Below are 10183 nucleotides of genomic sequence, written 5' to 3' on the forward strand. Positions count from 1 at the left end.
ACACTGGGGCGTGACCGTGACCGTGGCCGTGGGGGTACCGGTCCGCCGGGGGGCAAGACGCAGTTGGCGGGCAGTGGCGGCGTGCACTGAAACGGCGGGAAAATGCGGCGAGTTGTCGCGTGGTCAGCTCGTCGCGGTGAGGGGGTGGGCCCGCGGCAGGCTGTGGCTGGGTGATGTGGTGCGTCTTAGACTTGATGATCACCGTGCCGGCTCACATTCAAAGGAGAAGGAATGAGGCAGCCTCCCTTCGCCGCCCTGTCCGCCGCCATTGCGGCGCTCGGGACGGTGCTCGGCTTCCTCGCGATGCAGTTGCGCGCGAGCGGCTACGAGCAGTACGTCGAGTCCGTTGCCACCGCCAGCGTCGTGATGTGGACCACCGCGTGCCTGACGGTCGTGACCTGGGTCCGCTACCGCCAGCAGAAGGTGGACTGAGTTCTCGGGACGTCGAGGGGGGCCAGGGGTGACAACTCCTGGCCCCCGTCGACGTCCTGGGGCCGGCCCCTCCGCACCTTCCGATCTTTTGTGCGTGCGCTGAGGGTATCCGCCCCTCGCCCGCTTGTCGTCGCCGACGGGTCTCGCTCGTGCCACGCGTGATCAATTCCCCCTGGAATCAACGAAGTCGTTGACGGTGAAACCGCCGAGTGCCAGCATGGCCGCACGAAGTGAAAGTCAGTGCACTGAGCAATGTGTAGGGCTCGTGCGGTGATTGACCGGCGGAGAGATGTGCCCCCCCGGAGAGCGGAGGCTGCGCGCATGGACAAGGTGGTGGCCTGCGCCGCCGAGGCGGTGGGCGACGTACGGGACGGGGCGACGCTCGCGGTGGGCGGCTTCGGTCTGAGCGGCGTTCCGCAGGTGCTGATCGAGGCGCTGTACGGCCTGGGGGTCTCGGGTCTGAGCGTGGTGTCCAACAACTGCGGGGCGAACGGCTCCGGGCTTGCGGTGCTGCTGTCGGCCGGCCGCATATCCCGGGTGACCGGGTCCTACATCGGCGCGAACAAGGAGTTCGCCCGCCGGTACCTGGGCGGCGAGTTGGAGGTGGAGATGATCCCGCAGGGCACGCTGGCCGAACGGCTGCGGGCCGGCGGCTGCGGGATTCCGGCGTTCTACACCCCGGCCGGAGTCGGCACCCAGGTCGCTGACGGTGGTCTGCCCCGGCGTTACGACGGTCAGGGCGCCGTCGTGGTGGCGTCACCGCCCAAGGAGGTGCGCGTCTTCGACGGCCGGGAGTACGTACTCGAACGCGGAATCCGTACCGACTTCGCGCTGGTGCGCGCGGCCAGGGGCGACCGGCACGGGAACCTGGTCTTCAACAAGGCCGGCCGGAACTTCAACCCCCTGGCGGCGATGGCGGGGAAGGTGACGGTCGCCGAGGTGGAGGAGTTGGTGGAGCCCGGCGGGATCGACCCGGACGAGGTACAGCTGCCCGGCGTCTTCGTGCAGCGGGTGGTCGCGCTCACGCCGGAGCAGGCCGCGGCGAAGGGCGTGGAACGGCGCACGGTCTCCGCGCGGTCGGCGCGGGCGGAGGGGCGCGGCTGATGGCCTGGACGCGTGCGCAGATGGCCGCGCGGGCCGCGCGTGAGCTGACGGACGGGCAGTACGTCAATCTCGGCATCGGCCTGCCGACGCTGATCCCCGAACACCTGCCGGACGGGGTCGAGGTGGTGCTGGAGTCGGAGAACGGCATCCTCGGCGTGGGGCCGTATCCGGCCGATGACGAGGTCGATCCGGACCTCATCAACGCCGGCAAGGAGACGGTCACGGTGCTGCCCGGCGCCTCCTGCTTCGACTCGGCGCTCTCCTTCGGGATGATCAGGGGCGGCCACATCGACGTCGCGGTGCTCGGCGCGATGCAGGTGTCCGCACGCGGTGACCTCGCCAACTGGGCCGTGCCCGGCAAGATGATCACCGGGATCGGCGGGGCCATGGACCTGGTGCACGGCGTGCGGACGGTCGTGGTGCTCATGACGCACACCGCGAAGGACGGCTCCGCGAAGATCGTCGAGACGTGTTCCCTGCCGCTGACCGGCCGGGCCTGCGTCGACCGGATCGTCACCGACCTCGGGGTGCTCGACGTCACCGCGACCGGCCTGGAACTGGTCGAAACCGCGCCCGGCGTGTCCGCCGACGAGATCGCGGCGAAGACCGCCGCCGGGATCCGTACCGCCGCCGGCTTCGGGACCGCACCGTGAGCCCGCGCGAGATCCGCACCGTGGACGCCGTCCGGACCCCGGCCGGCGCAGCAGGACTTCGGACGTACCCCGGGAATCCCATGACTCTCTCCCAGTCGGACATCGACGCTCAGATCGACGCCCTTCAGCACGCCTACGACAGGGCGTTGGCGGCCGGCGCGCCCGTGCGTCACCACCCGCCGCGCGACTACGCCCCCTACCGCAGCTCACGGCTGCGTCACCCCCGGCAGCCGCTCGTCGCCGTGCACGGCGCGGGCCCCGAGGCGGTGGAGCTGTCCGGTCCTGTGTTCGGCCCGACCGACCTCACCGAGACGGACAACGACCTCACCGTCCAGCACTCTGGCGAGCCGCTCGGCGAGCGCATCACCGTCTCCGGGCGGCTGCTCGACCGCGCCGGACGCCCGGTGCGCGGCCAGCTCATCGAGATATGGCAGGCCAACGCCGCCGGGCGGTACGCGCACCGGCGCGACCGGCACCCGGCGCCGCTCGACCCCCACTTCACCGGCGTCGGCCGCACCCTGACGGACGACGACGGCCGGTACGCGTTCACCACGATCAAGCCGGGCGCCTACCCGTGGCGCAACCACAGCAACGCCTGGCGCCCCGCCCACCTCCACTTCTCCGTCTTCGGAACGGCGTTCGCCCAGCGGCTGGTGACGCAGATGTACTTCCCGAACGACCCGCTGTTCCGCCATGACCCGATCCTGCGGTCGGTGCCGGACGCGGCGGCCAGGGACCGTCTGGTCGCCACCTACCGCCACGGCCTGTCCCGGCCCGGGTTCTCGCTCGGCTACGAGTGGGACATCGTTCTGGACGGTCCCTCCGCCACCTGGACCGAAGAAGGCCGCTGACCGCGATGACCGACACGTTTCTGCCCACCCCGTCCCACACCGTCGGCCCGTTCTACGGCTACGCGCTCCCCTTCCCCGAGGGCGAGCAGATCGCGCCGAAGGGCCACCCCGACACGATCGTCCTGCACGGGCACGTACGCGACGGCGAGGGCGATCCGGTGCCCGACGCCCTCCTGGAGTGGTGGCAGGCGGCCCCCGACGGTTCCCTCCCGCGCGCCTCGGGATCGCTCCGCCGCGACCCGGTGACCGGCGGCTTCCTCGGCCGCAACGGCACCGGCTTCACGGGCTTCGGCAGGGTGGCCACGGACGCCGACGGCCACTACGCCGTGCGCACCCTGCCGCCGGGCAACGCGGGACTGCCGTACCTCAGCGTGTGCGTCTTCGCCCGCGGACTGTTGCACCACCTGTTCACCCGCGCCTACCTGGCGGACGGCGCCGACCCGCTGCTCGACGCGCTGCCCAAGGAGCGCAGGCCCACGCTGATCGCACGGCCGGACGCGCACCGCACGTACCGATTCGACATCCGCCTGCAAGGCGAACGCGAAACGGTCTTCCTGGAGTTCCCGTGACCTGCCCGGCCGCCGACCTGGGCCTGCTCGCCCCCGGACGGGCCGGTTCCCCCGCCGATGCCGCGACCGCCGACACCGCGTTCCTGCGGGCCATGCTGGACGCCGAGGCGGCGCTCACCCGCGCCCAGGCAGCCGTCGGCCAGGCCCCGGCCGACGCCGCCAGGGCGGTCACGGACGCGGCGGGCACGGCGTGCTGCACACCCGCCTCCCTCGCGCACCGTGCCCGGGAGAGCGGCAACCCGGTCGTCCCCCTGGTGAGCGACCTGACGGCCGCGGTACCCGAGGAGTTCGCCCCGTACGTGCACCGGGGCGCGACGAGCCAGGACATCCTGGACACCGCCGCCATGCTGGTCGCGGCGCGCACCCTCGACCTGATCCTGGACGACCTGCACCGCACCGAGCGGGCGCTGCGCCGCCTGGCCGCCGGCCACCGGGACACCGTCATGCCAGGCCGCACCCTGACCCAGCACGCGGTACCGACGACCTTCGGCCTCAAGGCCGCGGGCTGGCGGTCGCTGGTCCTCGACGCCAGGGACCGGCTGCGGACGGTACGCGCCGCGCTGCCGGTACAACTCGGCGGCGCGGCAGGCACGTTGGCGGCCTTCGCCTGCTACGCGGGCCACGGGCAGGGCGCGCCGGACCGGCTCACCGCCGCCTACGCCCGCGAGACGGGCCTCGCGGAACCGGCGCTGCCCTGGCACACCCTCCGCACCCCCGTCGCCGACCTGGCCGGCGCCCTCGCGTTCACCGCGGGAGCGCTCGGCAAGACCGCGGCCGACGTCCTCGTCCTGTCCCGCACCGAAATCGCCGAAGTCACCGAGGGCACCGGCGGCGGCTCGTCCGCCATGCCGCACAAGCGCAACCCGGTCCGCGCCACGCTCATCGCCGCGGCGGCCCGCCGCGCCCCCGGCCTCGCCGCCGGTCTGTACGGCTCGATGGCCGCCGAGGACGAGCGGCCCGCCGGAGCCTGGCACGCCGAGTGGGAGCCGCTGCGCGATCTGCTGCGCCTGACCGGCGGCGCCGCCCGCGACGCCGCCGAACTGGCCGACGGCCTGCGGGTGCACCCGGACGCCATGCGCACGAACCTGGGACGCACCCACGGGCTGATCGTCGCCGAGCGGACGGCCGCCGCACTGGCCCCGCACCTGGGACGCGCGCGGGCCAAGGCACTCCTCACGGACCTCGCGCGACGCACCCACGCCGAGGGCAGGACACTCGCCGAACTCCTAGCCGAACAGCCCGAGTTCACCACAAGCGGCCTCGACCTCGCGGACCTCACCGACCCCGCCCGCTACACCGGCTCCGCCGGAACCCTCACCGACCGCGCCCTGGAGCGACGTTGACCGGCACACCGCACACCGGCCGGGACGCAGCCCGGCACCCCGGCCTCCTGCACCACCGCGCCGAAGGCCCGGCCACCGCCCCGCCGCTGCTCCTCGGCCCATCGCTCGGCACCTCCACCGCCCTCTGGGACGCCGTCGCGCCCGAACTGTCCGCCTCCCACCGGGTCGTGCGCTGGGACCTCCCCGGCCACGGCGGCTCACCCGCGGACCTGATCGGCCCGGGAGCGACGGTCGGCGAACTGGCCGGCCTGGTGCTCGCCCTCGCCGACGCGCTCGGCATCGGCGCCTTCGCCTACGCCGGGGTCTCGCTCGGCGGCGCCGTCGGCCTGCACCTCGCCGTGCATCACCCGGAACGCGTGCGCAGCCTCGCCGTCCTCTGCTCGTCCGCGCACTTCGGCGGCCTCGCGACGTGGCAGGAGCGGGCCGCCCTGGTACGCCGCGAGGGCCTGTCCGCACCGGCAGGCACCGCGGCATCACGCTGGTTCACACCGGGATTCACGGTGCCCCGCCTGGTGGCCGACCACCGCGCCGCCGACCCGGCCGCCTACGCGGCGTGCTGCGACGCGCTGGCCGCTTTCGACATCCGGGACCACCTGCCGTCCCTCACCGTTCCCACGCTGCTCGTCGCGGGCCGCGACGACCCCGTGACGCCGCCCGCGCACCTGCGGGAGATCGCCGACGCGGTACCGGGCGCCTCGCTCACCGAGATCCCGGGCGCCTCCCACCTCGCTCCGGCCGAACGTCCCGAGGCCGTACTGACCGCGCTCCGCGCCCACTTCACGGGCGGCGCGCGGCGCGGCACGGCGGTGCGCCGCGAAGTGCTCGGGGACGCGCACGTGGACCGCGCGCAGCAGCGGCAGACCCCTTTCACCGCGCCGTTCCAGGACTTCATTTCCCGCTACGCGTGGGGCGAGATCTGGACCGACGACACGCTGTCCCGCCGCGAACGCAGCATGATCACCATGACGGCGCTGGTGGCGGACGGCCACCACGACGAACTTGCCCTGCACATCCGGGCGGCGCGGCGCAACGGCCTGACGCCCGAGGAGATCGGCGCGGTGCTGTTGCAGACCGGCGTCTACTGCGGGGTACCGGCGGCCAACTCCGCGTTTGCCGTGGCCCAGCGCGTGCTGGCGGAGGAGACCACGTGAGCCGCGCCGCGTTATCCGCGCAGGAGAGCCGGGGTGGCCCCGAACGCTAAATGCCGAGACCGCCAACTGTCCTGTCCCCGTTGATCAGTTGGGCGAAGCGTTCCGATGTCGTTCGTTCGTGGGCGACCCCAGAAAGAGCCGCCCCGGCTTCAGCACATAAAGCCGTTCGGGGCCGAAGGGGCGATGACGATATCCCCTTCGGTGACGGCCCTGCCGATGGCCCGACGAGTGAGGATCATGCGGTCGGCACCCGGTCCCGCCAATACCGTGACACCTGCGGGCCCATGGCCGCCTGGTACTTCCCTGCGTAGAGGTCGATTGCCCCCTTGGAGACGAAGAACATGATCTGCCCGATCTTCATCGACGGGTAGACGCGTAACGGGCGTACCGAAGAGAGCATGAGGGTCCACTGCCCATGGAATCCGATGTCTCCGATGGGCGCGGTGATCTCCACGAAAAGACCGAGCCGGCCGACCGACGAACGCCCGAAGAGCAGCGGTACGTACGTGTCGGAGCCGACGAGTTCCATGGTGTGGCCGAGGTACAACTGGCCGGGCTGGAGAACGAATCCCTCTTCCGGGACTTTGACGGTGCGGGTGGGGTTGTCCGCGTAGGCGTCGACGATTTCGTCCGTGTAGACGAGCAGGGAGTCGCCCAGCTGAACGTTGTAGCTGTTGGGGTTGACTTGCTCTTTGCTGAACGGCGAAATCTGTATTCGGCCGTCCATGGCCGCCTGGGTGATCTCGGGTCCGGTAAGTATCACCGTTGCCCCCCAAGGGCTTCGCAACGGGGAAGTGCACAGGTGTCGCCGTATCCGGGCAGTGCCGTTACGTCTGAGTCCACCGGATCACGATCACCGCAATCGCTTTGTGATGTCAAGAGACCCGCGTGAAGAGGGTGAAGAGGGGGGGCTTCAGTTGAGGGTGAGCCGACGGCTCGACGAGGCTGTGCCGCCCGCAATTCCGAGTGGCGCAAAAATGAACAAATGGGTCTATTTCTTCCGCGGCCTGCTGGCGATCACCTTGTTTTGAAAGTGCAACGGGTGGGAAAGAAGGAACCGGTGAGGCGCCAGAAATGATCACGTCGGCGCCTGACCTGCGGAACGGCGAGGAATGATCGGACGGCGAGTTGCGCTCGGCGCCCGGAGGAATCGCGACTGTGGGGGGACGGGCCGTCCGGCGGCGCAGCCGGTCGCTTTACCGCGGACCCGGGCATCCGCGGCAATCGAACCCTCCGGACACCGCTCCGCCACGGCGATGACGGCTGCCCGAAAAAGATAGGCGAAAGCGCGGGGAACAGCATTCAGCACGCCCCATCGCGCGGTATCGGGGCAACGGATGAGCCCATCACCAGAAGAGGTAACTCATCGATGCATACGGCGGTACTTTTCGATTTAGACGGCACCTTGATCGATACCGAGCCCCGCAGTCGCGAAGCCTGGGCCCGCCTTTTCCGCTCCCACGACGTTCCTCATGACGACGCCGTATTACGGGCTTTCGCCGGCCGCCCGGCAAAGGAAGCCGTCGCCGAACACCTCGCCCTGTTCCCCGGCCACACCGTCGAGGAACTGTGCGCGGAGGCGATGGCCTACACGGCGCTGCCCGACATGCCGGCGGTCGCCCCGGTGGCCGGCGCGAAGGAACTGCTGATCGCGCTGCGCCGACAAGGCGTGGCACTCGGGGTGGTGACCTCGGGGCCCCGCGGCTACGCGGAGGGGGAGTTGGCGGCCATGGGAGCGCTGCCGTTCCTGGACGTCCTCGTCACCGCTGACGACGTCACCCGCGGAAAACCCGATCCGGAGGGCTACTTGGCCGCCTGCTCGGCCCTGCGCACGGCACCCGGGCGGACGGTGGTGTTCGAGGACGCGCCGGCCGGAATTCTCGCGGCGAAACGCGCGGGTGCCTTCTGCGTCGGGCTGACCACCACGCAGTCGGCCGGTGACCTGGCCGCCGCGGACCTGATTCTGGCCGACCTGGTCGACGTTCCCTGGCCGATCACCACGGAACGCGTACCCGACCGCGCGATCAGCACCGCGTGAACACGCGAGGAGAACTGGGAGTTCGCACCTTGACGTCGTATCAGGATTTCTGCCGGATGTATCCGATCGCCCGTGACCGCGAGGATTTCGCCGCCGCCGTGGCCAGCAGCGTGGTGCTTTCCGTCGATCCGTTCGCCCAGACGACCGCGCCGGATTACTGGAACTGGTCCGAATCCGCGCACCGTGCGGTGGTCGACGCCCTGCTGAGCCCGCAGGGCACGCCGCTGAGCGAAGCCACCGTTCAACTGCTGGAGCACCCCGAAAACGGTGCGTACCACCACCACTTGCAACGCTGCGTCCAAGAATCCCTGACCGTCGAGCCGAATTCCCTGCCCGCCCGGCTCGCCGAAGCTGCCTGGGCCGCGGAACGCGTGTCGAGACTCAGAGTTCATGTCGGCTCCGACTGGCAGACCCACTCGAAGGGCGCGGCGCTGGACGAGCTGAGGGGAATGCAGCGGACCCGGCAGCCGGCGACCGGACCTTTCGAAGCGGCAGTCGTCATCCCTTTCCGCGGGCGCGATCCGCAGTCGGCCCGGATACGGAATCTCCTGGCGGTATTGCGTGCCCTCGACTTACAGACCTGTGCCCGCCACCGGTACCGGACCATCGTGGTGGAAGCCGACAGTGAACCACGCTGGAAGAGCGTGGTCGCCCCCGCCTGCGACACCTATGTTTTCGCCCCCGCTGCCGACCGGTTCAACAAGGCGTGGGCCGTGAACGTCGGCGTGGTACAAGGCGCCGCCGAAGCGGAAGCCATCTGCGTGCTCGACGCCGACATCCTGGTGGACACCGATTTCGTGGCACGGGCCCTGGAACGGTTCGACGTTCCGGGTACCCAGGCGCACTGGCCGTTCCAGGACATGCTTTTCCTGGACGAGAAGAGCAGCGAGATGGCGATACACGCCCGCAGCATCGAGCACGGCTCATCGGTGAACCACGCACTGATGCGCGGGGTGTACATGCGCCGCCCGCCCGGCGGCTGCATCTGGCTGCGCAACGGCCTTTTCCGCCGTATAGGCGGCATGGACGAGAGATTCGAAGGGTGGGGCGGCGAGGACCAGGACTTCGAATGGCGGGTGGACCGCTACGGGGCCCTGGACCGCCACACGGATCCGATCGTCCACCTCAACCACCCCCGCTCGCCCTACCGTGCCGACGACGGCACCCCGTTCTTCCAGGACATCAGTTTCTGCAGCTGGCCGTGCGACTCCGAAATCGGGGACCTGCAGAAATACAGCGGCCGGGCTTAGCGCCACAGGGTGTTGGAGCATCGGGCGGGGAGGGGGCTGCCGTGCACGCGGAGAGGCGATTTCCGTAACCAACAGCCCGGCACGGTCAGCGCGGTGCCGGGCCGTCCTTGGTGGAGGAGGGGGGAGGGGTGACGCCGTGGTCGGCGAGGGTTTTGAGGGCGCCGAGGGGGTCGGTGGTCCGGGCGTTCCGCTGCTGCTTGTTCTCCTCGCGCAGGCCCTCCGTCAGGCCCAGCATGCTTTCGGTGAAGTCGCCGACCTGCTTCGCCCGCATCTCCCGGAGGGTCGACTGCGCCGAGCTGACGGCCGCGATGACCAGGTCCTCCAGCGTCTGCGGGTCGTCCGGGTCGATGACCGACGGATCCACGCGCAGCGAGGTCAGGACCCCGTCGGGGTTCACCTTCGCGGTGACCAGACCGCCGCCCGCGTGGCCGGTCATCTCGCTGTCCTTCATCCCGCCCAGGCCGGCCAGGCGCCCCTGAAGGTCGTGCATGCGCGCGGTGAGGGCGTTGATGTCGAATGACGGGCTGTCGGACATGGGTGGTGCTCCTCGTGCGGTGTGGGGTGGGCGCGGGCCGGGCGGCGCACGACTGACCTGACGGACCCGCGGGCGCTCCGGTGGGCGGCGTGCCGACGGCCGCGGGGCATCGAGAGCGGGCGCGGCACCGGTCCACGGCCATCCTCCTGCCGGGCCCGGCGCGCGCGCATGTCCCTCTTCGGGGATCTCGCCCCTGGGCGTGGCGAAGCCATCGGCCGATACCGGGGCGCTCGATCCGGAGCGCCCCGGTCCGTCGG

The 10183-nt window shown here is 70.9% G+C and carries 11 protein-coding genes; 9 read left to right on the forward strand and 2 right to left on the reverse strand.

Annotation, left to right across the window (positions count from 1 at the left end; all coding sequences use genetic code 11):
• Positions 1-231 precede the first annotated feature (231 nt).
• The 7 genes from ACIBK8_RS16345 (at position 232) to pcaD (ending at position 6103) form a co-directional block, all read left to right on the forward strand.
• On the forward strand, positions 232-432 hold the full coding sequence (locus tag ACIBK8_RS16345; RefSeq protein ID WP_393687279.1) for an SCO3870 family protein: 201 nt from the start codon (positions 232-234) through the stop codon (positions 430-432).
• 321 nt (positions 433-753) lie between these two features.
• Entirely contained in the window at positions 754-1536 is a 783-nt protein-coding gene (locus ACIBK8_RS16350; RefSeq protein ID WP_399042482.1) for a CoA transferase subunit A, read from the forward strand.
• Positions 1536-2189: a 3-oxoacid CoA-transferase subunit B gene (locus ACIBK8_RS16355; RefSeq protein WP_399042483.1), complete on the forward strand. Its 654-nt coding sequence runs from the start codon at positions 1536-1538 to the stop codon at positions 2187-2189. The genes ACIBK8_RS16350 and ACIBK8_RS16355 overlap by 1 nt, the downstream gene beginning before the upstream one ends.
• Positions 2190-2269: 80 nt before the next feature.
• On the forward strand, positions 2270-3040 hold the full coding sequence (gene pcaH, locus ACIBK8_RS16360) for a protocatechuate 3,4-dioxygenase subunit beta (protein ID WP_399042484.1): 771 nt from the start codon (positions 2270-2272) through the stop codon (positions 3038-3040).
• 5 nt (positions 3041-3045) lie between these two features.
• Positions 3046-3609, forward strand: coding sequence for a protocatechuate 3,4-dioxygenase subunit alpha (gene pcaG, locus ACIBK8_RS16365; RefSeq protein WP_399042485.1), 564 nt, complete (start codon positions 3046-3048; stop codon positions 3607-3609).
• Positions 3606-4952 carry a 3-carboxy-cis,cis-muconate cycloisomerase gene (pcaB, locus tag ACIBK8_RS16370; protein WP_399042486.1) on the forward strand — a complete coding sequence of 449 codons (1347 nt, stop codon included), beginning with the start codon at positions 3606-3608 and terminating at the stop codon, positions 4950-4952. Before pcaG ends, pcaB begins: the two co-directional genes overlap by 4 nt.
• Complete coding sequence (gene pcaD, locus ACIBK8_RS16375; RefSeq protein WP_399042487.1) at positions 4949-6103, forward strand: 3-oxoadipate enol-lactonase; 1155 nt, start codon at positions 4949-4951, stop codon at positions 6101-6103. Before pcaB ends, pcaD begins: the two co-directional genes overlap by 4 nt.
• A 235-nt stretch (positions 6104-6338) precedes the next feature.
• Here the strand turns inward: pcaD and dcd are convergent, their stop codons facing one another.
• Positions 6339-6866: a dCTP deaminase gene (dcd, locus tag ACIBK8_RS16380; protein WP_399042489.1), complete on the reverse strand. Its 528-nt coding sequence runs from the start codon at positions 6864-6866 to the stop codon at positions 6339-6341.
• 606 nt (positions 6867-7472) lie between these two features.
• Here dcd and ACIBK8_RS16385 point away from each other — a divergent pair.
• Positions 7473-8141, forward strand: coding sequence for an HAD family hydrolase (locus tag ACIBK8_RS16385; protein ID WP_399042490.1), 669 nt, complete (start codon positions 7473-7475; stop codon positions 8139-8141).
• Between the two features lie 29 nt (positions 8142-8170).
• The gene (locus ACIBK8_RS16390) at positions 8171-9391 is read left to right on the forward strand and encodes a glycosyltransferase (protein ID WP_399042491.1); all 1221 of its coding nucleotides are present in this window, start codon (positions 8171-8173) and stop codon (positions 9389-9391) included.
• Positions 9392-9476: 85 nt separating this feature from the next.
• On the opposite strand, the gene ACIBK8_RS16395 is transcribed toward ACIBK8_RS16390, so the two are convergent.
• Positions 9477-9926: a YbaB/EbfC family nucleoid-associated protein gene (locus tag ACIBK8_RS16395; RefSeq protein ID WP_399042492.1), complete on the reverse strand. Its 450-nt coding sequence runs from the start codon at positions 9924-9926 to the stop codon at positions 9477-9479.
• Between the last annotated feature and the right edge of the window lie 257 nt (positions 9927-10183).

The sequence above is a fragment of the Streptomyces sp. NPDC050161 genome, from assembly GCF_044460025.1.
In the GTDB taxonomy this organism is placed as follows: domain Bacteria; phylum Actinomycetota; class Actinomycetes; order Streptomycetales; family Streptomycetaceae; genus Streptomyces.

Bases quoted from the DNA above. Each gene is read 5' to 3' on its own strand.
- ACIBK8_RS16355 (WP_399042483.1), top strand. From the start codon at position 1,536: ATGGCCTGGACGCGTGCGCAGATGGCCGCGCGGGCCGCGCGTGAGCTG.
- ACIBK8_RS16345 (WP_393687279.1), top strand. From the start codon at position 232: ATGAGGCAGCCTCCCTTCGCCGCCCTGTCCGCCGCCATTGCGGCGCTC.
- pcaG (WP_399042485.1), top strand. From the start codon at position 3,046: ATGACCGACACGTTTCTGCCCACCCCGTCCCACACCGTCGGCCCGTTC.
- ACIBK8_RS16385 (WP_399042490.1), top strand. From the start codon at position 7,473: ATGCATACGGCGGTACTTTTCGATTTAGACGGCACCTTGATCGATACC.
- ACIBK8_RS16395 (WP_399042492.1), bottom strand. From the start codon at position 9,926: ATGTCCGACAGCCCGTCATTCGACATCAACGCCCTCACCGCGCGCATG.
- ACIBK8_RS16350 (WP_399042482.1), top strand. From the start codon at position 754: ATGGACAAGGTGGTGGCCTGCGCCGCCGAGGCGGTGGGCGACGTACGG.
- pcaH (WP_399042484.1), top strand. From the start codon at position 2,270: ATGACTCTCTCCCAGTCGGACATCGACGCTCAGATCGACGCCCTTCAG.